Raw genomic sequence first — 24,176 nt, forward strand, 5'->3', positions numbered from 1 at the left:
ACGGACCCCGCCCGGCACCGCTCAGTCGATGATCACGTACCCCGACTCCCGCAGCGCGGCGGTGACTTCGGTGCGGTGGGTGGGGCCCTGGGTCTCCAGGTGGAGCTCCACCTCCACCTCGCTGAGGCCGAGGCGCGGGTCGGTGCGGATGTGGCTGACGTCGAGCACGTTGGCGTCGGCGGCCGAGAGCACCCCGAGCAGGGTGGCGAGCGCGCCGGGGCGGTCGGTCAGCCGCAGCCGGACCGCGAGGTAGCGCCCCTGCGCGGCCATGCCGTGCCGCAGCACCCGTTGGAGCAGCACCGGGTCCACATTGCCGCCGGACAGCACCGAGACCACCGGCCCGGAGAAGCCGCCGGGGTCGGCCAGCAGCGCCGCGACCGAGCTGGCGCCCGCAGGCTCCACGACCAGCTTGGCCCGCTCCAGGCACAGCAGCAGCGCGGCCGAGAGCTGGTCCTCGCTGACCGTGCGCACCTCGTCGACCAGCTCCTCCACGATCCCGAACGGCACCGCGCCGGGCGTACCGACCTTGATCCCGTCGGCCATGGTCGCGGGGTTCCCCACGGTCACCGGGTGCCCGGCGGCCAGCGAGGGCGGATAGGCGGCGGCGCCCTCGGCCTGCACGCCGATGATCCGGACGTCGGGCCGTACCGACTTCACCGCCACCGCGATCCCTGCCGCGAGCCCGCCGCCGCCCATGCCGACGACGATCGTGCCGACCTCCGGGCACTGCTCCAGGATCTCCAGCCCGACCGTGCCCTGGCCCGCGATGATGTCGGGGTGGTCGAAGGGGTGGATGAACACCGCGCCCGTCGCGGCCGCGTACTCCTCGGCCGCCGTGAGCGCCTCGTCGACGACCTGGCCGTGCAGGCGCACCTCGGCGCCGTACTCGCGCGTGGCGCTGACCTTGGGCAGGGGGGCGCCCTGCGGCATGAACACGGTGGAGTGCACGCCCAGCAGGGAGGAGGCGAGCGCGACGCCCTGGGCGTGGTTGCCGGCGCTCGCGGCGACCACTCCGGCGGCCCGTTCCTCCGGGAGCAGCCCCGCGATGCGCACATAGGCGCCGCGGAGTTTGAACGAGCCCGTCCGCTGGAGGTTCTCGCACTTCAGGTGCACCGGCGTGCCCACCGTGCGGGAGAGGTGTCTGCTGCTCTCCAGGGCGGTCGTGCGGGCCACCCCCGAGAGCATCTTCTGCGCCCCGCGCACGTCGTCGAGGGTCACGGAGCGCAAGGGGTGGGCCGTGCGGTAGCTCATGTGCCAAGTCTCGCAGTTCGCGCCCGTACCCGGCGTCGGCGCGGGACCGGAGGACCGGTTTCCCCAGCTCCCGTACGGACCGCCGCCGGGCCGCGTACCCTGTCCCCCAACCCAGCACCCCTTCATGAAGCGAGCCTCCGGCCATGCCCACAACACCTGATATGTCGATGGACATGACAACCGTCGGTGACAGCGGTCTGCTCGACACCCTCCAGCACGAGGTGGCGGTGTTCGCGCGCCGCGCCGAACAGACGCGGCTCGGCGGGGTCGGGCAGGTGCGCAACTCCATGGACCGCGCCGCCTACCTGCTGCTCAACCGCCTCGACAACGAGGGCCCGATGGGCGTCAAGGCGCTCGCCGCGAGCATGGGCATCGACTCCTCCACGGTGACCCGGCAGGTGGCCCCGCTGGTGGATTCGGGCCTGGTCAAGCGCACCTCGCACCCCGAGGACGGACGCGCGGTGGTGCTCCAGTTGTCCCCGCGTGGCGCCACCCGGCTGGCGGAAGTACGTGCCTCCAGGCGCCAGTTGATGGCCGAGCTGACCGAGGAGTGGACACCGGCCGAGCGCGAGAGCTTCTGCGATCTGCTCAGCCGTTTCAACACCGCGCTGTCCGCGCGCATGACCGTCCAGCCGCAGCCACCCGCCTCCTGAAGGCGGCCCCGTCGCGGCTCTTGACCCCCGGGCCGCCACGGGCCTCATATGAGACCGGGTCCCCGCGTGTCCGGGTCCCACGGGTTCTTCTCGCGCCGCAGGGTGCGCTGGGGGGAGGCGGGGTGCGCGATCGGCGGGGCGTGCGGGACGCCCGCAGGGCACAGGAGTTCGGAGGGTTCGTCGCGGGCGCGGCGGGCCGTCTGCTGCACACGGCCACGCTGCTCACGGCCGAGGCGCCGGACGCCAACCCGCGGGCGCGGCGCCTGCTGACCCGGGCGCTCGCCCACACCTACGCCCACTGGGACCACCCGCCCGGCGAGGACCCCTACGACCGCGCCCGCGGGCACCTGGCGACCCACTACGCGCACGTGGCCTGGCACCGCTCCCGCCCGTACGGCCCGCTCGCCGCGCTGAGCCCGCGTGAACGGCTGGTCCTGGTGCTGCGGCTGTACGAGGGGCTGGCCGACGAGCAGACGGCGGCCCTGCTGGGGCTGCCCGCCGACCGGGTGCGCGCGCTCTGCGACCGGGCGACGGCCACGGTGCTGCATCCGCCGCCCGGAGCCGTCCCGCGCGCGGGCGCCCCGCTCCTGAGACGACTCCAGCCGTGATCCGGCCCGAGCGCGAGGCCGCCGTGCGGCGGCTGATGGAGGCGGTGCCGGTGGGCGTGCCGCCGGAGCTGCCCGGCGAGGCGGTGCGCCGTGGGGCCCGGCTGCTGCGGCTGCGGCGGGCCGGGCGGCGGCTGCTGTGGCTGGTGCTGTGCGCGGCGGCGGCCGCCTTCCTCACCTGGGCCGCGCTGACCAGGCCGTGGGCGGAGCCGCCGTCGCTGACGACCCCGCCCGTGTCCGGCTGGTAGGCCGGCTGTCCTGCGCGCTTACTTGTCGAGCGCCTGCTTGAGGTCCTCGACCAGGTCGTCCGCGTTCTCGATGCCGACGGAGAGACGGACCAGGTCGGAGGGGACCTCCAGCAGCGAACCGGCGACGGAGGCGTGCGTCATCCGGCCGGGGTGCTCGATGAGGGACTCGACGCCGCCCAGGGACTCGCCGAGGGTGAAGATCTGGGTGCGGTCGCACACCGAGACGGCCGCCTCCTCGCCGTCGGTGACCCGGAAGGAGATCATGCCGCCGAACGCCCGCATCTGCTTGGCGGCGACCTCGTGGCCGGGGTGCTCGGGCAGGCCCGGGTAGAGCACGCTGCTCACGCGCGGGTGCCGGGACAGCATGTCGGCGACCTTCGTGGCGTTCTCGCTGTGCCGGTCCATGCGCACCGCGAGGGTCTTGGTGCCGCGCAGCACCAGCCAGGAGTCGAACGGCCCGGCGACGCCGCCCATCGAGTTCTGGTGGAAGCCGATCTCCTCGCCCAGCTCCTCGTCGGCGACGATCAGCGCACCGCCGACCACGTCGGAGTGGCCGCCCATGTACTTGGTCAGCGAGTGCACGACGACGTCGGCGCCGAGCGCCAGCGGCTGCTGGAGGTAGGGGGTGGCGAAGGTGTTGTCGACGACCAGCTTCGCCCCGCCGGCGTGCGCGACCTGGGCCACGGCGGCGATGTCGGTGATGCCGAGCAGCGGGTTGGAGGGGGTCTCCACCCAGACGGCCTTGGTGCGCGGGGTCATCGCGGCACGTACGGCGGCCGGGTCGCTGGTGTCGGCGACGGACCACTCCACGCCCCAGCGGGAGGCGACCTTGGCGAAGAGCCGGAAGGTACCGCCGTAGGCGTCGTTCGGGATGACCACGTGGTCGCCGGGGCTGAGCAGCGTACGCAGCAGGGTGTCCTCGGCGGCGAGGCCGGAGGCGAACGCGAAGCCGCGACGGCCGCCCTCCAGCGCCGCGAGGTTCTCCTCCAGCGCCGTCCTGGTCGGGTTGGCGCTGCGGCTGTACTCGTAGCCGCCGCGCAGTCCGCCCACGCCGTCCTGCTTGTAGGTCGAGACCTGGTAGATGGGCGGGACGACCGCGCCGGTGAGGGGATCGGCGGTGTTGCCCGCATGGATCGCCAGAGTCTCGAAGTGCTCGCTGATGTGCCTGTCGCTCATGTGCACCGAGCGTAGTGCGCTCGCGGGGATGATGGCGGACGCCGGGCTCGCGGCGGGGGTCGGGGGGAGTTTTCCACAGGCCGGCGGGAGGGGTTGGCCAAGTGTCGGCGGCATCTGGTTCGCTTGACGCATGGCGACTCTCTGGCTGCTCCTGGCGCTGGCCCTGCTGGCCTTCGCGCTGCTCCCGCTGATCCGGCGCGGGCGCGGCGGGATCGAGCGTGTGCATCCGGGCCACCCGGACGCCGCCGACCCCGAGCGGTACGGCTTCCTGCGCCAGGAGGAGCTGGACGTCCGGATGCCGGGCCCGGACCAGGACCTGCTGGACGTGCTGGACCTGGTCGGCCGCACCGGTGACCACCGCGCCGCCTCCCAGCTCCTCGCGGGTACGGAGGCGGCGGGCGAGACGCGCTGGCAGCGGGTGCAGGCGTTCGCCGGGGCGGCCTCGCTGGAGCTGCGCGAGCGGCCGGGCGGGACACATCAGACGCCGGGCGGCCAGTGGCTGCGGGTGTGGCGGGCCGAGCAGCCCAAGGACGCGGGCGGCGCGGCGGTGCACGCCGAGTTCCTGGCGCAGCAGGCGTGGCGGACCTCCGTGCCGGGCACGGACGACTTCCGGATCATCATGGAGGAGGCGCGCGAGGCGTGTGAGCGGGCCGCGCTCGCCGCCCCCGGCGATCCGGTGCCGCACCTCGTGATGCTGTCCGTGGCGCGCGGACTGGGCTGGTCCCGGCCGGAGTTCGACGAGCTGTGGGGGAAGATCCTCGGCCTCGCCCCGCACCACATGGGCGCCCACCTGGCCGCGCTGCACTACACCTGCGAGAAGTGGCACGGCTCGCGCGAGGAGGCATACGCCTTCGCCGAGGCCGCCGCCGCCCGCGCGCCCGAGGGTTCGCTGCTGGCCGCGCTGCCGCTGTTCGCGGTCTTCGAGCATCTGCCGGAGGTGAACCTGGTCGCCGGGTTCTACCGCAGCGAGGTCGTGGTCAAGGCGATACACGGCGCGCTGCACGCGGTCCACTCCGCCCGGCCGGACGACCCGATGCTGGCGCACGTCCGGCATCTGCTGGTGTTCTTCCTGGTGCGGGCCGAGCGCTGGGCGGAGGCCATGGACCAACTGGTGCACGTGGACGGCCATGTGGGCGCGCTGCCCTGGAGCCTCTCCGAGGACCCGGCCGAGGCGTTCGCGGTCTACCGGGCCCTGGCGGTCGCGGGCTACGAGGCCAACGGCGGCAACCCGGCGACCCTGCCGGGCTGACACCGGCCCCCCGGCTGCCTGAGAAATAGGTATTGCCCCGCTGACCTGCGGTGGGGCATACTCCGCTTGCCCTGGGCTTTGCTCCGGCTTTGCCCCGGGCCCGAGTCCCCCCACACTCGGGCGGCGGCACCGTACGGCGGTGTGCGCCTCGTTCGTCTTGCTCCGGCTCGCCCGGTTTCCTGTGGGGGGATCTTTCCGATGGGCGCAACTCTGCGCGCGCTGCGCGCCCTCGTCCTGCTGTCCGGCTTCTATCTGATCAGCCTCGCCCTGCTGGCGGTGCTGGCCGGCGTCGACGTCGCCCTGTTCCACTGGGGGCTGCGCGGCATCGGGGCCGTCAAGATCGCCATCGTCACGGTGCTGCTCGCCGTCCCCGTCGTACGCGGCATGTTCATGCTGCGCATACCGGCTGCCGACGACCCGGCCGCCGTCGAGGTCGGCGAGGCCGACGAGCCCCGGCTGTGGGCGCTGGTGCGCGAGGTGGCCGACGCGAGCGGCACCCACGCCCCCGCCCGCATCCTGCTCACCCCGGACGTGAACGCCTCCGTGCGCGAGGACGCGAAGCTGCTCGGCCTGCGTCCCGGACCGCGCACCCTCACCCTCGGCGTGCCGCTGCTGACCGGGCTGAGTGAGGCCCAGTTGCGTGCCGTCCTGGGCCACGAGTACGGGCACTTCACGGCGGGCGACACCCGGCTGTCCGCGCTCGTGGTGCGCGGCCGGGCGCAGATCAGCCGGGTCGTCGAGCAGTTCCACGCCACCGCCGACGGCAAGGTGGCCGACGAGCGCGAGCGCCAGGAGCGGACCGCCGCCAAGCGGATCGCCAAGGGCAAGAAGGCCCGCGAGGTGGACACCCGGCACACCGGCGCGCTGTACCGGGGGATGGCGCGGCTCTACACCTGGTACGCCAAGCTCTACCTGCGGGCCTCGCTGAGCACCGCGCGCGGGCAGGAGTTCGCCGCCGACCTGGCCGCCGCCCGGATCGCCGGACGCGAAGCCACCGCCTCCGCGCTGCGCGAGATCCCGGTCCTCTCGGCCGCCCATGGCTTCTACCTCGACTCGTACGCCACCCTCGGCCTGCCCGCCCGGACGCTGCCGCCGCGCGGTCAGTTCTTCGGCGGCTTCGGCGCGTTGCTGACGGCTCGCGCAGCCGAGCTGGAGAAGCTGCGCGCCGGGCTGCCCGAGGAGCCGGAATCGCGGTACGACTCCCACCCGCCGATGGCCGAACGGGTGCGCCGCATCGCGGCACTTCCCGCCGACGGACGCGACACCGAGGGCGACGGCCCCGCGCTGACCCTGCTCACCGACCCCGAGCACACCCTGACGGCGCTGGAGGAGGCCGTCCTGACCGCCGAGGCGCTCGGCTTCCGGCGCACCGCCGACTGGCCGGAACTGCTGAACGTCGCCATGGCCGAGGGCATCACCACCGCGCAGACCCCGCTGCACCGGGCGCTGACCGCGTACAACGGGCGCCCCGCGACCCTGACGGACGTGCTCGACGCCATCGACGAGGGCCGGCTGTGGCGGGTGGCCGAGCGGCTGCCGCTGTCCGAGGAGGCGGCCGCGGCGAAGGGGCGGGCGTTCCGCCAGTTCGTGCGGCCCGCGCTGGGCGACTCGCTGCGCACGATGGTGCTGGCCGAGTTCAGCGCACGTTCGCTGCTGAGCTGGGAGTTCTCCTGGTCCCGCCCGGCGGCCGTACGGCTGCCCGGCGCGGCCGACGGCGCCGGGGCGAGCCCCGAGGACGCGTTCGAGGCGGCCGTGGACGCGGCCCTGGCCGACGTGCCCGACACCGCCCCGCTGCGCGCCCTGCTCCCGCCGACGGCCGTCCAGCCCGCCTGAGCGACCGACCGCCGATCACCCCCCGACCCGAACGGACCCCGCCCGCACATGACCGTCCTGCTCTGGATACTGGCCGTCCTGGCACTCCCCTTCGTGCTCTTCGCGGCCTGGATGGCCAAGGTGTTCCTGAAGGAGTTCTTCTCCGGCAACGCGGAGGCCGCCCTCGCCGACGAGGAGGCCGCCGAGAGGGCCGCCGCCTCGGCCGCGCTCGGCCTGCTGCCCGCCGAGCGGCAGAACACCGACTCGGCCGGCCCGCTGACCCCCGAGACGGCCGCCGCGCTCGCCGGGGTCCGGAGCGGCGACTGGCGCCCCGCCGCCGAGCTGATGTCGGCCGTCGGCCGGGACTGGGAGCACCGGTCGCTGCTCACGTTCCGGCTGGCCGACAAGGCGGCCGACGACGACGCCTGGCTGCTGGCCTGGGAGGCCGAGCGCCCCGAGGACCCGGACGCGGCCGTGGTCCGGGCCCGCAGCGCGGTGATCCTGGCCTGGCGGGTGCGGGGCGGGCAGCGGGCGGAGCACACCACGCGCGAGCAGTTCGAGGGGTTCCGCCGCACGCTGCTCGCCGCCCGCGAGGAGATCGCGCGGGCGGCGGCGCTGAACCCGGACGACCCCACGCCGTATGTCGCGGAGATCTGGCTGGCGCTGGGGCTCGGTTACCCGAACGCCAAGATGGACGACCTGTGGACCGAGATCACGGCCCGCGCCCCGCACCACTACGAGGCGCACTTCTCGGCCCTGCAGTACTGGTGCGCCAAGTGGCGCGGCTCCGAGCGGCTGGCGACCGAGTTCGCCGAGCGGGCCGCCGCCGGGGCGCCCGCCGGGAGCCTGCTGACGGCGCTGCCGCTGATCGCGCACTTCGAGCACGACGACTCCGACGACACCGCCGCCGACAACACCCCGGAGATGGTGGCGCGGGTGGAGGCGGCCCTGAAGGACGCGGCCGCCGCCGACCCGGCGCACCCGCGCCTGCCGGAGCTGCGCCACCTGCTCGCGTACTACCTGCACCTCCAGGGCCGCAACGAGGCCGCGGTGGAGCACTTCCGGCTGGTCGACGGCCATGTGGACGCGTTGCCGTGGCGGTACCGGAACAGCAAGGCGGAGTACTTCTGCCAGGTCCGCGACACCGCCGTACTGGAGGCCGGAGCGGCGGCCTGAACCGGAATGCCGAGGGCGGGTGAGGCGTTGTACGGAGTGCCCGTCCGCACCGAGACCGACCAGGGAGACCCCATGCTGTTCGGCCGCACACCGCAGCTCCCCACCCCCGAGCAGGCGCTCGCGGGGCGGGACGTGCCCGCCTTCGAGGTCCCCGCCCGGCACACCGTCCTCGGCACCCCGCTCACCGGCCCCTACCCCGAGGGGCTGGAGGTCGCCGACTTCGGGCTGGGCTGCTTCTGGGGCGCGGAGCGCAAGTTCTGGCAGCTCCCCGCGGGGATCTACACGACGCTCGTGGGCTACCAGGGCGGTTACACCGAGAACCCCACCTACGAGGAAGCCTGCTCGGGCCTGACCGGCCACACCGAGGCGGTCCGCGTGGTCTACGACCCCGAGGTCGTCTCGTACGAGCAGTTGCTCAAGACCTTCTGGGAGTCCCACGACCCCACGCAGGGCTTCCGCCAGGGCAACGACGTGGGCACCCAGTACCGCTCCGCGATCTACACCCACACCCCCGAGCAGGCGGCCGCCGCCGAGGCGTCCCGTGCCGCGTACCAGAAGGTGCTCACCGGCTCGGGCCACGGCACGATCACCACGGAGATCCTCCCCGCCGAGGGCCGCCCCTTCTACCCGGCCGAGCCCTACCACCAGCAGTACCTGGACAAGAACCCCGCCGGGTACTGCGGCATCGGCGGCACGGGCGTCTCCTGCCCGATCGGCGTGGCACCCGCCCAGGGCTGAGCACACAGGGCTGAGCACAGAAGAACGGGCCGCCCGGCCGGAGCCGGGCGGCCCTTCTGTGTGTCCGACCCCGTGTCTCCGACGTCAGACCGTCATGTCCGGCGTCAGATCGTCGCCGTGTCGATCACGAACCGGTAGCGCACGTCGCTGGCGGTCACGCGCTCGTACGCGTCGTTGATCTCGCCCGCGCCGATCAGCTCGATCTCGGCGCCCACTCCGTGCTCCGCGCAGAAGTCGAGCATCTCCTGGGTCTCGGGGATGCCGCCGATGTTGGAGGTGGTGAGGTTGCGGCGGTTGCCGAAGATGGACTGGAGGGTGACCTGCACCGGCTCCTCCGGAAGGCCGACGTTGACCATGGCGCCGTCGAGGCGCAGCAGGGACATGTAGGCAGCGAAGTCCAGCGGGGCGGAGACGGTGTTCAGGATGACGTCGAAGGTGCCGGCCAGCTTCTCGAAGGTCTCCGGGTCGCTGGTGGCGTAGTAGTGGTCGGCGCCGAGCCGCAGGCCGTCGTCCTTCTTGCGCAGGGACTGCGAGAGGACGGTGACCTCGGCGCCCATCGCGTGGGCCAGCTTCACGCCGACGTGGCCGAGCCCGCCGAGGCCGACCACGGCGACCTTCTTGCCGGGGCCGACACCCCAGTGCCTGAGCGGGGAGTACGTGGTGATGCCCGCGCACAGCAGCGGTGCGGCCACGTCCAGGCCCAGCCCGTCGGGGATGCGGACGACGAAGTCCTCGCCGACGACGATCTGCTCGGAGTAGCCACCGTAGGTGGGCTCGCCGTCCTTGTCCTTGTCGTTGTACGTGAGGACCAGGCCGCCGCCGGTGCAGTACGGCTCCAGTCCCGCCTTGCAGTTGTCGCACTCGCGGCAGGAGTCGACCATGCAGCCGACGCCCACCCGGTCGCCCACCGAGAACTTGGTGACCTCGGGGCCGACCTCGGTGACCACACCGGCGATCTCGTGGCCGGGGACCATCGGGAAGATGCCCTCGCTCCAGCCGTCGCGGGCCTGGTGGATGTCGGAGTGGCAGATCCCCGCGAACTTGATGTCGATCAGGACGTCGTGGTCGCCGACCGGCCGCCGCTCGATCGTGGTCCGCTCCAGGGGGGCCTTGGGGGCGGGCGCGGCGTAAGCAGCAACAGTGGTCATGCCGGGGTTCTCCTCAGGTTCGCCGTGGCCCGGCCACGGTCTCGACCGGGCACTCTCCCAGGGTGCCCCCATCTTCCGTTCCCACCCAGGTCACGGCTTTGCGTACGACCGCTGTGCCTACCACTGCCGGGGACAGGCTCAGGGGCGTACGATCCGTCGCCGCCCTCGATACTGGAAGGCATGGACGAACAGCCCGAGGCGGCCCTGAGCCGCCCGCTGGACCGGCGGGCCGAGCTGAGCGAGTTCCTGCGCAGCCGCCGGGCCCGGCTCAAGCCGGAGGACGTGGGTCTGCCCGAGTTCGGCCGGCGCCGCCGGGTGCCGGGGCTGCGCCGGGAGGAGCTGGCGCAGTTGGCCGGGGTGTCGGTGGCGTACTACACGCGGCTGGAGCAGGGCAACGGGCGGAACGTGTCGGCGGAGGTGCTGGACTCCATCGCCCGCGCCCTGCGCCTGACCGACGCCGAGCACGCGCACCTGACCCATCTGGCCAAGCCGGCCCCGCACAAGAAGCGCCCGCCGGCCCGCCGCCCCCAGGTACGGACCGCGCTCCAGCATCTGCTGGACTCGATGGACGCGGTCCCGGCGTACATCGCGGGGCGGCGCACGGAGATCCTGGCCTGGAACCGGATGGCGACCGCGCTGTTCGGCGACTGGGCGGGGCTCGCGCCCGAGGACCGCACCTGGGCCCGGCTGGTGTTCCTCTGCCCGGAGTACCGCGAGCTGTTCATGGACTGGGAGCAGAAGGCGATCGACATCGTCTGCGGGCTGCGCATGGACGCCGGACGTTTCCCGGACGACGCCCGGCTGGCCGCGCTGGTCGGTGAACTCTCCGTCAAGAGCGAGGAGTTCCGCCGCCTGTGGGCCACGCACGACGTGAAGGAGCAGTTCTACGGCGTGAAGCGGCTGCGGCATCCACTGGTCGGTGAACTCGCCCTGGGCTTCGAGGGGTTGCGGGTGACCGGCGACGCGGACCTCAGTCTGATCGTCTACCACGCCGAACCGGACTCCGCCTCCGCCGAGTCCCTGCGCCTGCTGGCCAGTTGGGGCGCGGCGGCGGTGCCGACCCTCTGAGACGGAAACGCGAAGTGCCGCCCCTCACCAGGAGGGGCGGCACTCGTGCGCTCAGGGTTCCTCAGGGGGTCCGGGGCGGGATCAGACGGCCGAACCGGCCTTCCACTGCGCCCAGTCCATGTTCCAGCCGTTGAGGCCGTTGTCCGGGGCGACGGTCTTGTCACCGGTGTTCTTGATGATCACCACGTCACCGACGAGGGAGTGGTTGAACACCCAGGCGGCCGGGGTGTTCGGGTCCTTGGCGCCCTTGGTGTCCGACAGGCCCACACAGCCGTGGCTGGTGTTCTCGTTGCCGAAGATGGACTTCGCGCCCCAGTAGTTGCCGTGCAGGAAGGTGCCGGAGCCGGTGAGGCGGATGGCGTGCGGCACGTCCTTGATGTCGTACTCGCCCTTGCCGTCGTCGTCGGTGAAGCCGACGGTCGCGCCGTTCATCCGGGTCTGCTCGAACTTCTCGGACATGACCATGGTGCCGGCGTAGGTCTTGTTCTCCGGGGAACCGGCGGAGATCGGGATCTGCTTGACGACCTTGCCGTCCTGCGTGACCTTCATCTGCTTGGTCTTGGCGTCGATGTAGGAGACCTGGTTGCGGCCGACGTGGAAGGTGACCGTCTTCTGCTGGACGCCGTAGACGCCGTCGGCGCCCTCGACACCGTCGAGCGCCAGCTTCAGCGTGACGGTGGAGTTCTCCTTCCAGTACGTCTCCGGGCGGAAGTCGATCCGGTTGGCGTTGAACCAGTGGCCGACGACCTCCTGGCCGCTGGAGGAGGAGACGGTGATCCCCTTCTGCACGGCGGCCTTGTCGGTGATCGCCTTGTCGAAGTTGATCGACACGGGCATGCCCACCCCGACGGTGCTGCCGTTGTCCGGGGTGAAGTTGCCTATGAAGCTGTTGGACGGGGAGACCGTGGTGAAGGACGCGTTCTCGTGGGCCACGCGGCCGTCGGAGTCCTTGGCCTCGGCGGCGAGCTTGTAGGTGGTGGACCGCTCGAGCTGGGTGGTCGGCTTCCAGCTCAGCTTGTCGGCGGCGAGGGTGCCCTCGACCGGCTTGCCGTCCGCGGTGGTCATGCTCACGCCGGTCAGGGTGCCCTTGGCGACCTTGACCGCGGCCGAGTTGTTGATGGAGGCGTTGTTGGAGCCGTCCTTCGGCGTGATCGTGATCTGAGCCTCGGACGACTTCTGCGCCGCTGCCTCGTCGGCCTTCGCCTGGGAGCTCTCACCGCCGTCGGACGCGCTGGCGTTACCGCCGCCGGAACAGCCCGTGAGCACGAGCACGCCACCGAGCAGTGCGGACGCGACCGTCAGGCCCTTGCGCCGCTTACTGTCCGTCATCACACGCTTCTCCATCGTTGCCGAATCCGCCAGAACCCCGAGAATCCCCGTTGAACTCTCTCAACGTCACGGCCGCGCCTTCCCGTTCCCCGGAAAGGGGTTGTGTGGGCTACACCACTTCCCGTCTTCGGGCGGGCGGTGCGCGGGCCTCCGTGCGCCACTTGTGAGACGAGAAAACCCGGACGGCGGTTGCCGTCCGGGTCATCCGTGCCCCGAATCCCGCGGCCGAAGCCGCCGGGCTACCGCTCGTTCCGGCCGTCCGCGTCGTCGGCCGGTTCGTCGTCGTCCTCATCATCCTCGCCGAGGTCCCACTCAGGCGAATCCGCGTCGTACGCGGAGTGCTCGCTGGACCAGGATGCCTGCGCGAGCTCCACACCGGGCACCTCGCTGACCAGGTCGAACGGGTCGACGAGATAGGCCAGCGCCTCGGCGGTGTCTTCCGTCACAGCACCTTCGGCGTGCGCCCGCTCCGCGTCCGGCAGCTCCGGATCGGTGGCGATGCGGCGCAGCGCGGCCTTGGTCAGCTCGTCGTCATCGAGCACCTCGAGAACCAGCTCCACTCGAAGGCGTACAAACCGTGATGTCTCTTCAACGTCCATACGAGGAGCCTAGAACCGAAACCTGTCGTGACTTTCCTGTGACCCGCGATTTTCACTAACATCGCTCCACACGGCCAATTCGCCAGCGTCACAAGGGGATCGATATTCCGTGGCATCCGCTCGCCGACCGTTGCTGACCGCCACCGCCGCGGGCACACTGCTGTGCGCCCTGTGGTTCGTCCCGTCCGCCAACGCCTCGCAGGACGGCCCCTCGACGGGCGCCGCGGCCGCGGGTACGGCGGTCTCCGGGTCGGCGGACTCCGGGAACCCGGACTCGGGGATCACCGAGCAGGTCACCACGGTGTCCGGCCTGGCCGGTCAGACCGCCTCCGATCCGACCCGGCTGGCGGACACGGGAAGCTTCGACACCACGCCGTACGTGGTCTCCGGCACCCTGTTCCTCGCCGTGGGCGCGGGGTTCGTGGTGTATTCGGTGCGCCGGGAACGGCTGGAGTTTTAAGCCCGCTTGACGATTCGTTGACCGGCGCATGGGGCCCCACCCGAAGGTGAGGCCCCCGGGTGGCGTCTAGCGCAGCGGTCCCGTGACCGTCTCGGCGGCCGCCACGAGCCCGCCCCCGCGCACGAAGGCGTCGGCGGCGGCCAGGTCGGGCGCCAGGAACCGGTCCGGGCCGGGACCGCCCACCCCGGCGGCCCGCGCGGCCTCGATCACCGCGCGCGAGGCGGGCGCCGGCTCCAGGCCCTCCCGCAGCTCGACGGCGCGGGCGGCCGCGTACAGCTCGACCGCGATGACCCGCGTCAGGTTGTCCACGGCGGTACGCAGCTTGCGCGCGGCCGACCAGCCCATGGAGACGTGGTCCTCCTGCATGGCGGAGGACGGGATGGAGTCCGCGGACGCCGGTACGGCGAGCCGCTTCAGCTCGCTGACCAGCGCGGCCTGCGTGTACTGGGCGATCATCAGGCCGGAGTCCACGCCCGCGTCGTCCGCGAGGAACGGCGGCAGGCCGTGACTGCGGTTCTTGTCCAGCAGCCGGTCGGTGCGGCGCTCGGCGATGGAGCCGAGGTCGGCGGCGGCGATGGCGAGGAAGTCCAGGACGTAGGCGACCGGTGCGCCGTGGAAGTTGCCGTTGGACTCCACCCGGCCGTCGGACAGCACCACCGGGTTGTCGACGGCGGCGGCCAGCTCGCGCTCGGCGACCAGGCGGGCGTGCGCCAGGGTGTCGCGCCCGGCACCGGCGACCTGCGGGGCGCAGCGCACCGAGTACGCGTCCTGGACGCGGGGCGCGTCGTCCTGGTGGTGCCCGGTGAGCTGGGAGCCCTTGAGCACCGCGAGCATGTTGGCGGCGGAGGCGGCCTGGCCGGGGTGCGGGCGGATGGCGTGCAGCTCGGGCGCGAGGACCTTGTCCGTGCCGAGCAGCCCCTCCAGGCTGAGGGCGGCGGTGATGTCGGCCGACTTGTAGAGGGAGTCGAGGTCCGCGAGGGCCATGATCAGCATGCCGAGCATGCCGTCCGTGCCGTTGAGGAGGGCCAGACCCTCCTTCTCGCGCAGCTCGACCGGCTCGATGCCGTGCTCGCGCAGCAGCTCACCGGCCGGGCGTACGACCCCGTCGGGGCCCTCGGCGTCACCCTCGCCCATCAGGGCCAGCGCGCAGTGCGAGAGCGGGGCGAGGTCGCCGGAGCAGCCGAGGGAGCCGTACTCGTGCACGACCGGAGTGATCCCGGCGTTGAGCACGTCAGCCATGGTCTGCGCGACCTCGGGGCGTACGCCGGTGTGGCCGGAGCAGACCGTCTTCAGGCGCAGGAACATCAGCGCCCGGACGACCTCCCGCTCGACGCGCGGGCCCATGCCGGCGGCGTGCGAGCGGACGATGTTGCGCTGGAGCTGCGCCCGCAGCTCGGGGCTGATGTGCCGGGTCGCCAGCGCGCCGAAGCCGGTGGAGACGCCGTAGACCGGATCGGGTTTGGCGGCCAGGGCGTCCACGATCTCGCGGGCCGCGGCGAGCGCGGCCACGGCCTCCTCCGACAGTTCCACGCGGGCACCGGCGCGCGCGACGGCGAGGACGTCGTGCGCGGTGACGCCGGTGGTCCCCACCACCACAGAGTGCATATCCATATTCAGGAGCGTACGCATTGAATGCGGTGGTGTCACTAGTGGATTGCCCTCACGCCCCTTACCGGTCCCGGGCGCGGCGCCCCCGGAAGCGGCGGCGCTCGGTCTTCGCGGGCGGAGGGGTCTCGTCCGCCAGCCGGACGACCGGGTCGTCCGGGCCCTCCCGCCCGGCCACCACCGGCAGGTCGGCGCGCTCGGCCTTGGCCCGGTACTGCGCGGCGTCGGCCAGCCGGAACAGCCGTCGGGCGTCGCGCACCGGGCCGATGTCGTGCCCGGTGGACGCGACCCCGCAGGCCACCCCCTCGCCGAGCTCCAGCGCGCCCGCCCGGCGGCACAGCTCCACGGCCGCCTCGACCACGTCCTCGGCCGACGGCCCGAGCGCCAGCAGACAGAACTCGTCCCCGCCGAGCCGTGCCGCGAGCGCGCCCGGCAGCATCGCGCCGCACAGCGACAGCACCGACCCGAACCGCTCCAGCAGCCGGTCCCCGACCTCGTGCCCCTGGGTGTCGTTGACCTTCTTCAACCCGTTCAAGTCGCAGACGACGAGGCTGACCACCGCTCCCTCCGCCCGGTGCCGCTCCACCGCCTCCTCAAGCCGTACGTCGACCGCGCGGCGGTTGGCCAGGCCGGTGAGGGCGTCGGTGAAGGCGAGGCGGCGGACCTCTTCCAGCCGCTCGGTCTGCGCCAGCCCGGCCGCGACGACCGCCGCGAGCACAGTGGCGAAGTCGGCGTCGCCCCGGTCGAAGACCGGCGTCCCGGTCGCGCGGGCCACGTACAGCTCGCCCCACGCCCGGCCGTGCAGCACCACGGGCGCGACCACGCAGCAGCCCCTCCCCCGGCGGCGCAGGGCGGCGACCCGCTGGTGGATGTAGCCGGGGGTGCCGGCGGCCGGGCCCTGCGCGGTCTCCACCCAGGCGTTGGGGCCGCCGCCCCCGGCCCAGCGCTCGTGCAGGAACTCGGTGATCTCCGGGAACTGGTGGACCGGGTACGCCTCCTCCTCCGGGAACTCCTTCTCGTCCTCGGCGCGCTTGCCGACGTTCACCAGAACCCGGAGACGACTGCGCTCGCGCTCCCACACCGACAGCGCGGCGAAGTTCCCGGCCAGCGCCCGGCAGGCACCGAGCGCGGCCGCCCGCCAGGACTCCGGCGCCGTGCGCGCGGCCGCCATCCCCTGCGCCAGCCCCACCACGGCAGCGAGCCGATCATCCTCACCCATCACCCCAGGTTAGGGACGAATGGGCACATCAGGGGCATTGGCACGGGCGATCAGGTGGTCACCGCGAGGTCACTCGCCCGGCCACTCGGGGGCACGCTTCTCGTTGAAGGCGGCGACGCCCTCGGCGCGGTCGCCGGAGAAGGCGGTCGCCCGCCAGGCCGCGTCCTCGACCTCCAGACCGGCCCGCAGGTCCAGGCCCTGGCCCAGGCGGAGGGCGCGCTTGGCGGAGCGGAGGCCGACCGGGGAGTTCTTGGCGATCCTCGCGGCCAGGGCGAGCGCCTCCTCGCGGTCCCGGCCCGCTTCGGCGAGCTGGTCGACCAGTCCGAGGGCGGCCGCCTCCGGAGCCTCGAGCCGGCGCGCGGTGAAGATCAGCTCGGCCGCGCGGGCCGCACCGACCCGCCTGGGCAGCAACTGCGTACCGCCGCCGCCCGGGATCACGCCCACGGACACCTCGGGCAGCCCGACCACGGCCGTCTCGTCCGCCACGATCAGGTCGCAGGCCAGCGCCAGTTCGAAGCCGCCGCCCAGCGCGAAGCCGTGCACCGCCGCGATGGTCGGCACCGGCAGCTCCAGCACGCCGGTGTACGCCCCGCGCGCGACCGGGCGCTGCCGGACGAGGTCGGCGTCGCTGAAGGAGTTCCGCTCCTTCAGGTCCGCGCCGACGCAGAACGCGCGTTCACTGGAGGACGTCAGTACGACCACCCGGGCGTCCCGGTCCGCGCCGAGCGCGGTGCAGGCCGCCGCGAGCGAACGGGCCATCTCCGTCGACACGGCGTTCATGGCCTTCGGCCGGTCCAGCACCAGCTCAGCCACGTGCCCGTGCCTCCGCACCAGCACGAACTCCCCGTACCGCTCCTCGCCCATGACACCCTCCGGTTAACGCGGGTTAACTGACTACGCCCCCGATCATCGCAGCAGACCCACTCCCCGGAAAAGAGCCGCCCCCACCCGTTCGAGTGACTCCCCGTCCGACTCCGCCCCCACCACCCACACGAGCGCCTAACGTCCCCCACGGCTGACGCGCCGAGCGCGCGTTGGGAAGGAGCGGAGCACATGCCACGGAGAGACAAGCCCCCGCCGCCCCTCCCACCCCGCCTCCCTGCGGAATCGGTTCCCCTGGTGTCACCAGCACGAATCCCGACCGACCCGACGAAGCCACCGGGGGTGTCATTCCGGGTACGGACGGGGATGGGCCGGCCGCAGACGCCGGGGGCGAAGGGCGCAGGGGCCGGCAGCCGGGGGCAGGCTCCGGTCGGCGGAGCCTCGGAGGCAAAGCGGGCCGAGGCAGAAAGCGGACGGCAGGGCGGAGCGGGGGCCAAGCGGGGAGGAGCTGTCGGTCAGCCGCAGGCGGGGGTTGCGAAGACCGGAGCCGCTGATCGGCCACAGGCGAAGCCCGGCGCGCCGAAGAACGCCGGTCGGCCGAAAGCCGTCACGCCGACCACCGTGCTTCCCCTGATCCCGGAGCCGACCCCCCTGACACCGGCCCAGCGCCTCCTGGCCGTCCTGCGGCACGGTCGGCATCGGCGGGGGCGGGGCAAAGTCGTGCTGCTTCTCGGGATGGCGGCCGCGCTCGCTGTTGCCGTACTGAGTCTCGTGCGGGTCGCCCCCGATTCCGGGCCCGGTACTGCCGAGGCCGAGCCCCGGCATCCGTCCACGCTCGGGGTCGAGCCCTCCGCCGGGGTTTCCGCGACCGTCGTCGCCGTACCGTCGGCATCGAGGGCCCCGGCGTCCGCCCGGCGGTCCACGCGGCCCACGCCCAGCAGTGCGGGCAGTCCCAGCGTCGAAGCGAGCCCCACGCCCACCGCGCGTCCCGGCGACACGCCCCGAGCCGCCGTGCAGCAGACCTCCGCCAGACCCGAAGCCCCCGCCGCCACCGCACCGGCGCCCACACCGGCACCTACCCCCACGCCGACGCCGCCGACAGCGAGCGCCTCAGCGCCACCACCGGATGACAAGGGCCTCTGCGTGCCCGTCCTGGGCGTATGCCTGGAACTGCGGGGCCGGTAAGAGCCCTCAGCCCGTCTCGCCCCGACGTGCCAGCAGCCACGGCTCGACCATGCCCAGGCCGCGCACCGAGCGTTGCCACATGGGCTGGAGGGCGAAGCGGTAGTCGGGAGGGGCTTCGCCCTCCTTCTCGGCCGTCGCGGCGGCCTCGGCCGCTTCGGCTTCCGAGGCGGGGGCCACGCCCGTGCGGACGAGCTCCTCCGCGAAGGCGCTGTCGACGAGGACGGCGTCGCGGGGAGCTATCGAGGTCAGCCGGGAGGCGAGGTTCACGGTGGTGCCGAAGACGTCGCCCATGCGCGTGGTGACCGTGCCGAAGGCCATGCCGACCCGCAGCTCGGGCATCGTCTCGTCGTGGGAGAGCGTCTCGACCAGGCGCAGCGCGATGTCGGCGGCGGTGGCCGCGTCGTCGGCGACGTAGAGGACCTCGTCGCCCAGGGTCTTGATGAGGCGCCCGCCGCGCGCGGCGACCAGGTCGGCGGCGGTGGTCTCGAACGCCTCGACCAGCTCGCCCAGCTCCTCCTCCTCCATCCGCCGGGTGAGCCGGGTGAAGCCCACGAGGTCGGCGAAGGCGACGGCGAGCCGGCGGTCGACCATCTCCTCGTCGTCCACGTTCTGCACCACGCGCCCCGCGGACGCGGCGAGCTGGCGGCGCCAGACGTAGACGAGGAACTCCTCCAGCTCGGGCAGGAGCAGCTCGATGATCGGGTACGTGACCTCGGTGCGGGTCATGCCCGGCTCGGGGGGCTCGGTCAGCCCCTCCAGGAAGGAATCGATCTGCCATTCGGCCAACCGGGCGGTGGTCTGCCCGGTGGAGCGGGCCACCTGCACCGCCATGGCCTCGCTCAGCAGCCCCGCCTCGACCAGACCGGCGAGCCGCCGCAGGGCGAGTACGTCGGCTTCGGTGAGCGCCTTGGCCTGGCCTATGTCGGCGAAGCCCATCGCCCGCCAGAAACGGGACGCCAGCTCCATGGAGACACCGGCGCTGCGGGCGGCCTGGAAGGGGGTGTAGCGGCGCTCGGCCCCGAGGATGAGCTGTTCGAGGCGGAGGGCGAGCGGGTCGTCGCCGGGGTCGGGGGCATCGGGGTCCACCCGGCCCTCCGCGCCCGCGCCGGATCCCGTGTCGTCGACGCTCACGCCTGCTGCCCTTCCGATCTGCCGCGGTCAGGTACCGACCGGCCTCAACTCTACGGCAGGTGTGCGCCAGCTCACTCCGCCGGGAGCACCCACCCGGACGCACCCTTCACCCCTCGGAAGCACCGCCCGGCGCGCACCGCGCACGGCGGGGGCGCGGGCCGGTGTCCCCACGCCCCTCTGCCCACTTTCCCGGCCCGGGAACGCCCGTTCTGCCGACCCGGAGCACCCGCTACGCCGGACGCAGGTGCACGATGTCGCCCGCCCCCACGGCCTCCCGCGTGCCCTCCGCCGTGGCGACGACCAGCCGTCCGTCCCCGTCGATCGCCACCGCCTCGCCCACCAGCGCACGGTCACCGGGCAGCTCCGCGCGGACCTGGCGGCCGAGGGTGGCGCAGCCGGCCGCGTAGGTCTCCTGGAGGGTGCTGGTGACGGGGTCGCCGCCGGCCGAGCGCCACCGGTCGTACCAGGTCTCCAGGGAGCGGAGCACGGAGCGGAGCAGGGTGTCGCGGTCGGTGGACACCGCGTCGGCCAGCGCCAGCGAGCCCGCCTGCGGGACGGGGAGTTCGTCGGCGCGCAGGGTGACGTTGAGGCCGACGCCCACGACCACGCCGTCCTCACCGGCGCGCTCGGCCAGGATGCCGCCCGCCTTGCGCTCCTCGCCGCCGACGGTGACCAGCAGGTCGTTGGGCCACTTCAGGGCCGTGTCGACCCCGGCCGCGCGGGACAGCCCGGTGGCCACGGCGACGCCGGTCAGCAGCGGGAGCCAGCCCCAGCGCTCCAGCGGGACCTCGGCGGGGCGCAGCAGGACGGAGAAGAAGAGGCCCGAGCGCGGCGGAGCCGTCCAGCGCCGGTCCAGCCGCCCGCGTCCGGCCGTCTGCTCCTCCGCGACGAGCACCGCGCCCTCCTCCGCCGCGCCCGCACGGGCGACGAGGTCGGAGTTGGTGGAGCCGGTGCGCTGGACCACGTCGACCGAGGTCCACAGCCCGCCCTCGTGGAGGAGCCCGCGGCGCAGCGCGGTCGCGTCGAGCGGCGGACGGTCCAGGTCGGACCAGCGGCTGGGACCTGAGGCATTGTGCGGCGTCATGCAAGTAACCCTAGGTGTGGGAAAGACCGCACTCCTGAGAGGTGGGCCCCGCACTACGCTACGGATGAGTAATCGTCCCCCCTTTTGAGCAGGCAGGGAGCCGCATCCCGATGTCCGAGCCGGAAGAGCGTCACGACACCGACATCCATACGACCGCCGGGAAGCTCGCGGATCTCCAGCGGCGCATCCACGAGGCGACGCACGCCGGCTCGGAACGCGCGGTGGAGAAGCAGCACGCCAAGGGCAAACTGACGGCCCGTGAGCGCGTCGAACTCCTCCTGGACGAGGATTCGTTCGTCGAGCTGGACGAATTCGCCCGCCACCGGTCCACCAACTTCGGCCTGGAGTCGAACCGCCCGTACGGCGACGGTGTCGTCACCGGGTACGGCACGGTGGACGGCCGCCCCGTGGCCGTGTTCTCCCAGGACTTCACCGTCTTCGGCGGCGCCCTCGGCGAGGTGTACGGCCAGAAGATCGTCAAGGTCATGGACTTCGCGCTGAAGACCGGCTGCCCGGTCATCGGCATCAACGACTCCGGCGGCGCCCGCATCCAGGAGGGAGTCGCCTCGCTGGGCGCGTACGGCGAGATCTTCCGCCGCAACACCCATGCCTCCGGGGTGATCCCGCAGATCAGCCTGGTCGTCGGCCCGTGCGCGGGTGGCGCGGTGTACTCCCCGGCGATCACCGACTTCACGGTGATGGTCGACCAGACCTCGCACATGTTCATCACCGGCCCCGACGTGATCAAGACGGTCACCGGTGAGGACGTCGGCTTCGAGGAGCTGGGCGGCGCGCGCACCCACAACACCAACTCCGGTGTGGCCCACCACATGGCGGGCGACGAGAAGGACGCGATCGAGTACGTCAAGCAGTTGCTGTCGTACCTGCCGTCCAACAACCTCAGCGAGGCCCCGGTGTACCCGGAGGAGGCGGACCTCGCGCCCAGCGACGAGGACCGCGAGCTGGACACCCTCGTGCCGGACAGCGCGAACCAGCCGTACGACATGCACACCGTGCTCGAACACGTCCTGGACGACGGGGAGTTCTTCGAGACGCAGGCCCTGTTCGCGCCGAACATCCTCACCGGGTTCGGCCGGGTCGAGGGGCACCCGGTGGGTCTGGTCGCCAACCAGCCGATGCAGTTCGCGGGGTGCCTGGACATCAAGGCGTCCGAGAAGGCCGCCCGGTTCGTGCGCACCTGCGACGCGTTCAACATCCCGGTGCTGACCTTCGTGGACGTGCCCGGCTTCCTCCCCGGCGTGGACCAGGAACTGGACGGCATCATCCGGCGCGGCGCCAAGCTGATCTACGCCTACGCCGAGGCCACCGTCCCGCTGATCACCGTCATCACCCGCAAGGCCTTCGGTGGCGCGTACGACGTGATGGGCTCCAAGCACCTGGGCGCCGACCTCAACCTGGCCTGGCCGACCGCGCAGATCGCGGTGATGGGCGCGCAGGGCGCGGTCAACATCCTGCACCGCCGCACCATCGCCGAGTCGGAGGCAGCCGGCACGGGCGAGGAGACGCGGGCGCGGCTGGTCCAGGAGTACGAGGACGCGCTGCTCAACCCGTACGTGGCGGCCGAGCGCGGCTACGTCGACGCGGTGATCATGCCGTCGGACACCCGCGCGCACATCGTCCGGGGGCTGCGTCAGCTCCGTACCAAGCGGGAATCCCTCCCTCCGAAGAAGCACGGCAACATCCCCCTGTAGGACAGCGCCGACGGGAGCCGTCATGAACATCAAGGTCGTACGAGGTAATCCGACCCCGGAGGAGCTGGCCGCCGCCCTGGCGGTGGTCCGCGCCCGCGCCGTGGCGGCGGCCGAGCCGTCGTCCGGCGCGGAGGGCCCGCGCGACGCGTGGTCGGACCCGGCCCGCATCGCGACCCGGCGCCTGCCCGCGCCGGGCCCGGTGTCCTGGTCCCGGACCTACTGGCCGGGCTGAGCCGGAACCTGAGTACGGGTACTCAGGCGCGCGGGCCGGGCCGCGCCCCACGCTGGAGCCATGCTGTGGTCAGACCCGGAGAACGAGCCGCCCGAGGAACTCCGTCACATGGAGGAGAAGCTCAGGCGGCTCGGCCTCTTCATGGCCCTGGCCATGGTGCTGGCGATGATCGTCATCGGGCTGAGGTGAGGAGAGCCGCGGCGCTAGGCTGATCGCATGACAGACCCGCAGCGCCGTCTCGTTCTCGCCTCCCAGTCCCCCGCCCGCCTGGGTCTGCTGCGGCAGGCCGGGCTGGCGCCCGAGGTGATCGTGAGCGGGGTGGACGAGGAGGCCGTCACCGCCCCCACCCCGGCCGAGCTGGCGCTCGCCCTCGCCGAGGCCAAGGCGTCCGTGGTGGCGGCCCGGCCCGAGGTGCAGGGCGCGCTGGTGATCGGCTGCGACTCGGTGCTGGAGCTGGACGGGCAGGCGCTCGGCAAGCCCGCCGACGCCGAGGAGGCCACCGCCCGCTGGAAGGCGATGCGCGGCCGCGCCGGGGTCCTCCAGACCGGGCACTGCGTCTGGGACACCGCCGCCAAGCGGTACGTCTCCGCCACCGCCTCCACCGTGGTCCGCTTCGGCGAGCCCACGGACGAGGAGATCGCCCGCTACGTGGCCTCCGGCGAGCCCCTTCACGTCGCCGGGGCCTTCACCCTGGACGGCCGCTCGGCGCCCTTCATCGAGGGCATCGAGGGCGACCACGGCAACGTGATCGGCATCAGCCTCCCCCTGGTCCGCAAGCTGCTGCGCGAACTGGGCGTCGGGATCACGGAGTTGTGGGCGCCGTCCGAGTGATGTTCCCGGTGTCGGCCGTACGGCCCTGAACGTCACCCGTAGGGGTGGACATGGGCTTCGGTTCGGGGGCGGCCTCCGGGGCGCCTCCCGCGCCGGGCGTGTCGTCGGCCTGGCGGGCGCCCGTGTCGCGTGGACGGTCGTACGTCATCAGCAGCAGCACCAGCAGCGCGAGGACCACCATCAGCACCAGGAACGCCCCGGTGCCCACCAGGCCCCACGCGACCGCGCCCAGCAGCGCGTTCACCACGGCGGCGCTGATCAGCAGGACGCGGCCGAGGCCGGCCGGGGCGCGGTCGCGTACCGCGACCAGCAGGGCCACCAGGGCGCAGAAGGCGAAGTAGAGCCCGAAGACCACGGCTCCCACCTTCGAGGACGTCGCCATCACATCGGGGTCGAGGCCGGCCAAGGACATCCGCTGGTTGTCCACGACCACCCCGAGCAGCCAGTTCACCGCCGCGACGCCGACCGCCTCGGCCAGCAGGACGACCGTCACGATCCATGCCACCGGTCTGCGCACCACCGGCCCCACCCCACCTTCGCCGCCGCCCCCGCGCGGATCACCTGTTACCGGCAGTACGCCGGATCAGCGCGAACGCTACTCATGGGTAGGACGGGGGACAAGACCTCGGCCGGCGGCAAAGAATCATTGGGCCATTCGTAGGGACTCCACAAAGAAACCGCGTGGCCCGCAGCACGCTCTCACAGAGACCTTGGCCACATGGCGGGGCTAGGGTTTTCCGGTGGAGTCCTGCGTACCGAGGTGCGACAAGGGCTTTCGTGGGTCGAGCGGGCCACGCATCACGCTCCGTGTGGGCAAGCTCACCATTGGGGACGGGTCGATGT

24 protein-coding genes are annotated in these 24,176 nt (G+C 72.7%); 13 read left to right on the plus strand and 11 right to left on the minus strand.

Going from position 1 to position 24,176, the window contains the following annotated elements:
• Positions 1–21 precede the first annotated feature (21 nt).
• Positions 22–1,251, minus strand: coding sequence for a threonine ammonia-lyase (gene ilvA / locus OG448_RS11225; protein WP_405553217.1), 1,230 nt, complete (start codon positions 1,249–1,251; stop codon positions 22–24).
• A gap of 161 nt (positions 1,252–1,412) precedes the next feature.
• Between ilvA and OG448_RS11230 the strand changes: the two genes are divergently transcribed.
• The 3 genes from OG448_RS11230 (at position 1,413) to OG448_RS11240 (ending at position 2,757) form a co-directional block, all read left to right on the plus strand.
• Positions 1,413–1,904 (plus strand): MarR family winged helix-turn-helix transcriptional regulator, encoded by a 492-nt coding sequence (locus tag OG448_RS11230; RefSeq protein ID WP_405558762.1) that lies wholly within the window; start codon positions 1,413–1,415, stop codon positions 1,902–1,904.
• A gap of 122 nt (positions 1,905–2,026) precedes the next feature.
• Positions 2,027–2,512: a sigma factor-like helix-turn-helix DNA-binding protein gene (locus OG448_RS11235; RefSeq protein ID WP_405553219.1), complete on the plus strand. Its 486-nt coding sequence runs from the start codon at positions 2,027–2,029 to the stop codon at positions 2,510–2,512.
• Complete coding sequence (locus OG448_RS11240; protein ID WP_031180920.1) at positions 2,509–2,757, plus strand: hypothetical protein; 249 nt, start codon at positions 2,509–2,511, stop codon at positions 2,755–2,757. The genes OG448_RS11235 and OG448_RS11240 overlap by 4 nt, the downstream gene beginning before the upstream one ends.
• Positions 2,758–2,775: 18 nt before the next feature.
• Here OG448_RS11240 and OG448_RS11245 read toward each other — a convergent pair whose 3' ends face one another.
• Entirely contained in the window at positions 2,776–3,933 is a 1,158-nt protein-coding gene (locus tag OG448_RS11245; RefSeq protein WP_391294934.1) for a cystathionine gamma-synthase, read from the minus strand.
• Positions 3,934–4,063: 130 nt separating this feature from the next.
• On the opposite strand from OG448_RS11245, the gene OG448_RS11250 reads away from it, so the two are divergent.
• The 4 genes from OG448_RS11250 to msrA all read left to right on the plus strand — a co-directional run bounded on the left by OG448_RS11250 (position 4,064) and on the right by msrA (position 8,908).
• Positions 4,064–5,182 (plus strand): hypothetical protein, encoded by a 1,119-nt coding sequence (locus OG448_RS11250; RefSeq protein WP_405553221.1) that lies wholly within the window; start codon positions 4,064–4,066, stop codon positions 5,180–5,182.
• 198 nt (positions 5,183–5,380) lie between these two features.
• On the plus strand, positions 5,381–7,015 hold the full coding sequence (locus OG448_RS11255) for a M48 family metallopeptidase (RefSeq protein ID WP_405553222.1): 1,635 nt from the start codon (positions 5,381–5,383) through the stop codon (positions 7,013–7,015).
• 48 nt (positions 7,016–7,063) lie between these two features.
• Positions 7,064–8,170 carry a hypothetical protein gene (locus OG448_RS11260; protein WP_405553224.1) on the plus strand — a complete coding sequence of 369 codons (1,107 nt, stop codon included), beginning with the start codon at positions 7,064–7,066 and terminating at the stop codon, positions 8,168–8,170.
• A 72-nt stretch (positions 8,171–8,242) separates the two neighbouring features.
• Positions 8,243–8,908 carry a peptide-methionine (S)-S-oxide reductase MsrA gene (gene msrA / locus OG448_RS11265; protein WP_405553226.1) on the plus strand — a complete coding sequence of 222 codons (666 nt, stop codon included), beginning with the start codon at positions 8,243–8,245 and terminating at the stop codon, positions 8,906–8,908.
• Between the two features lie 104 nt (positions 8,909–9,012).
• On the opposite strand, the gene OG448_RS11270 is transcribed toward msrA, so the two are convergent.
• On the minus strand, positions 9,013–10,056 hold the full coding sequence (locus OG448_RS11270; RefSeq protein WP_405553228.1) for an NAD(P)-dependent alcohol dehydrogenase: 1,044 nt from the start codon (positions 10,054–10,056) through the stop codon (positions 9,013–9,015).
• Positions 10,057–10,236: 180 nt separating this feature from the next.
• Here OG448_RS11270 and OG448_RS11275 point away from each other — a divergent pair, with 180 nt between their 5' ends.
• Positions 10,237–11,124: a helix-turn-helix domain-containing protein gene (locus OG448_RS11275; RefSeq protein ID WP_405553230.1), complete on the plus strand. Its 888-nt coding sequence runs from the start codon at positions 10,237–10,239 to the stop codon at positions 11,122–11,124.
• A gap of 81 nt (positions 11,125–11,205) precedes the next feature.
• On the opposite strand, the gene OG448_RS11280 is transcribed toward OG448_RS11275, so the two are convergent.
• Both OG448_RS11280 and OG448_RS11285 read right to left on the minus strand, forming a co-directional pair.
• The gene (locus OG448_RS11280; RefSeq protein WP_405553231.1) at positions 11,206–12,468 is read right to left on the minus strand and encodes an Ig-like domain-containing protein; all 1,263 of its coding nucleotides are present in this window, start codon (positions 12,466–12,468) and stop codon (positions 11,206–11,208) included.
• A 224-nt stretch (positions 12,469–12,692) separates the two neighbouring features.
• Complete coding sequence (locus OG448_RS11285) at positions 12,693–13,052, minus strand: hypothetical protein (protein ID WP_405553233.1); 360 nt, start codon at positions 13,050–13,052, stop codon at positions 12,693–12,695.
• Between the two features lie 109 nt (positions 13,053–13,161).
• Between OG448_RS11285 and OG448_RS11290 the strand changes: the two genes are divergently transcribed.
• Positions 13,162–13,512 carry a hypothetical protein gene (locus OG448_RS11290; protein ID WP_405553235.1) on the plus strand — a complete coding sequence of 117 codons (351 nt, stop codon included), beginning with the start codon at positions 13,162–13,164 and terminating at the stop codon, positions 13,510–13,512.
• 66 nt (positions 13,513–13,578) lie between these two features.
• Here the strand turns inward: OG448_RS11290 and hutH are convergent, their stop codons facing one another.
• The 5 genes from hutH to OG448_RS11315 all read right to left on the minus strand — a co-directional run bounded on the left by hutH (position 13,579) and on the right by OG448_RS11315 (position 20,558).
• Complete coding sequence (hutH, locus tag OG448_RS11295) at positions 13,579–15,117, minus strand: histidine ammonia-lyase (RefSeq protein WP_405558763.1); 1,539 nt, start codon at positions 15,115–15,117, stop codon at positions 13,579–13,581.
• A 64-nt stretch (positions 15,118–15,181) separates the two neighbouring features.
• Entirely contained in the window at positions 15,182–16,336 is a 1,155-nt protein-coding gene (locus OG448_RS11300; RefSeq protein WP_405553236.1) for a diguanylate cyclase domain-containing protein, read from the minus strand.
• A gap of 69 nt (positions 16,337–16,405) precedes the next feature.
• On the minus strand, positions 16,406–17,200 hold the full coding sequence (locus OG448_RS11305) for an enoyl-CoA hydratase/isomerase family protein (RefSeq protein WP_405553238.1): 795 nt from the start codon (positions 17,198–17,200) through the stop codon (positions 16,406–16,408).
• Positions 17,201–18,349: 1,149 nt separating this feature from the next.
• The gene (locus OG448_RS11310) at positions 18,350–19,474 is read right to left on the minus strand and encodes an adenylate/guanylate cyclase domain-containing protein (RefSeq protein WP_405553240.1); all 1,125 of its coding nucleotides are present in this window, start codon (positions 19,472–19,474) and stop codon (positions 18,350–18,352) included.
• A gap of 229 nt (positions 19,475–19,703) precedes the next feature.
• Positions 19,704–20,558 carry a biotin--[acetyl-CoA-carboxylase] ligase gene (locus OG448_RS11315; protein ID WP_405553242.1) on the minus strand — a complete coding sequence of 285 codons (855 nt, stop codon included), beginning with the start codon at positions 20,556–20,558 and terminating at the stop codon, positions 19,704–19,706.
• Positions 20,559–20,668: 110 nt separating this feature from the next.
• Between OG448_RS11315 and OG448_RS11320 the strand changes: the two genes are divergently transcribed.
• The 4 genes from OG448_RS11320 to OG448_RS11335 are packed head-to-tail and all read left to right on the plus strand — an operon-like array spanning position 20,669 to position 23,333.
• Positions 20,669–22,270, plus strand: coding sequence for a carboxyl transferase domain-containing protein (locus OG448_RS11320; RefSeq protein WP_391294960.1), 1,602 nt, complete (start codon positions 20,669–20,671; stop codon positions 22,268–22,270).
• Between the two features lie 22 nt (positions 22,271–22,292).
• Positions 22,293–22,502 carry an acyl-CoA carboxylase subunit epsilon gene (locus OG448_RS11325; RefSeq protein WP_405553244.1) on the plus strand — a complete coding sequence of 70 codons (210 nt, stop codon included), beginning with the start codon at positions 22,293–22,295 and terminating at the stop codon, positions 22,500–22,502.
• Positions 22,503–22,562: 60 nt separating this feature from the next.
• Positions 22,563–22,691: a morphogenic membrane protein MmpB gene (gene mmpB, locus OG448_RS11330; RefSeq protein WP_086693449.1), complete on the plus strand. Its 129-nt coding sequence runs from the start codon at positions 22,563–22,565 to the stop codon at positions 22,689–22,691.
• 27 nt (positions 22,692–22,718) lie between these two features.
• Positions 22,719–23,333, plus strand: coding sequence for a Maf family protein (locus OG448_RS11335; protein ID WP_405553246.1), 615 nt, complete (start codon positions 22,719–22,721; stop codon positions 23,331–23,333).
• Here the strand turns inward: OG448_RS11335 and OG448_RS11340 are convergent.
• Positions 23,305–23,862 carry a hypothetical protein gene (locus OG448_RS11340; protein ID WP_405553248.1) on the minus strand — a complete coding sequence of 186 codons (558 nt, stop codon included), beginning with the start codon at positions 23,860–23,862 and terminating at the stop codon, positions 23,305–23,307. The two genes, OG448_RS11335 and OG448_RS11340, sit on opposite strands and share 29 nt — an antisense overlap.
• Between the last annotated feature and the right edge of the window lie 314 nt (positions 23,863–24,176).

The organism is Streptomyces sp. NBC_01171, assembly GCF_045039805.1.
GTDB lineage: Bacteria > Actinomycetota > Actinomycetes > Streptomycetales > Streptomycetaceae > Streptomyces.

Coding starts and splice junctions, on each gene's coding strand:
- mmpB (WP_086693449.1), top strand. CDS start 22,563: ATGCTGTGGTCAGACCCGGAGAACGAGCCGCCCGAGGAACTCCGTCAC.
- OG448_RS11315 (WP_405553242.1), bottom strand. CDS start 20,558: ATGACGCCGCACAATGCCTCAGGTCCCAGCCGCTGGTCCGACCTGGAC.
- hutH (WP_405558763.1), bottom strand. CDS start 15,117: ATGCACTCTGTGGTGGTGGGGACCACCGGCGTCACCGCGCACGACGTC.
- OG448_RS11255 (WP_405553222.1), top strand. CDS start 5,381: ATGGGCGCAACTCTGCGCGCGCTGCGCGCCCTCGTCCTGCTGTCCGGC.
- OG448_RS11280 (WP_405553231.1), bottom strand. CDS start 12,468: ATGGAGAAGCGTGTGATGACGGACAGTAAGCGGCGCAAGGGCCTGACG.
- OG448_RS11260 (WP_405553224.1), top strand. CDS start 7,064: ATGACCGTCCTGCTCTGGATACTGGCCGTCCTGGCACTCCCCTTCGTG.
- OG448_RS11275 (WP_405553230.1), top strand. CDS start 10,237: ATGGACGAACAGCCCGAGGCGGCCCTGAGCCGCCCGCTGGACCGGCGG.
- OG448_RS11335 (WP_405553246.1), top strand. CDS start 22,719: ATGACAGACCCGCAGCGCCGTCTCGTTCTCGCCTCCCAGTCCCCCGCC.
- OG448_RS11245 (WP_391294934.1), bottom strand. CDS start 3,933: ATGAGCGACAGGCACATCAGCGAGCACTTCGAGACTCTGGCGATCCAT.
- OG448_RS11230 (WP_405558762.1), top strand. CDS start 1,413: ATGTCGATGGACATGACAACCGTCGGTGACAGCGGTCTGCTCGACACC.
- OG448_RS11305 (WP_405553238.1), bottom strand. CDS start 17,200: ATGGGCGAGGAGCGGTACGGGGAGTTCGTGCTGGTGCGGAGGCACGGG.
- ilvA (WP_405553217.1), bottom strand. CDS start 1,251: ATGAGCTACCGCACGGCCCACCCCTTGCGCTCCGTGACCCTCGACGAC.
- OG448_RS11320 (WP_391294960.1), top strand. CDS start 20,669: ATGTCCGAGCCGGAAGAGCGTCACGACACCGACATCCATACGACCGCC.
- OG448_RS11325 (WP_405553244.1), top strand. CDS start 22,293: ATGAACATCAAGGTCGTACGAGGTAATCCGACCCCGGAGGAGCTGGCC.
- OG448_RS11270 (WP_405553228.1), bottom strand. CDS start 10,056: ATGACCACTGTTGCTGCTTACGCCGCGCCCGCCCCCAAGGCCCCCCTG.
- OG448_RS11285 (WP_405553233.1), bottom strand. CDS start 13,052: ATGGACGTTGAAGAGACATCACGGTTTGTACGCCTTCGAGTGGAGCTG.
- msrA (WP_405553226.1), top strand. CDS start 8,243: ATGCTGTTCGGCCGCACACCGCAGCTCCCCACCCCCGAGCAGGCGCTC.
- OG448_RS11300 (WP_405553236.1), bottom strand. CDS start 16,336: ATGGGTGAGGATGATCGGCTCGCTGCCGTGGTGGGGCTGGCGCAGGGG.
- OG448_RS11250 (WP_405553221.1), top strand. CDS start 4,064: ATGGCGACTCTCTGGCTGCTCCTGGCGCTGGCCCTGCTGGCCTTCGCG.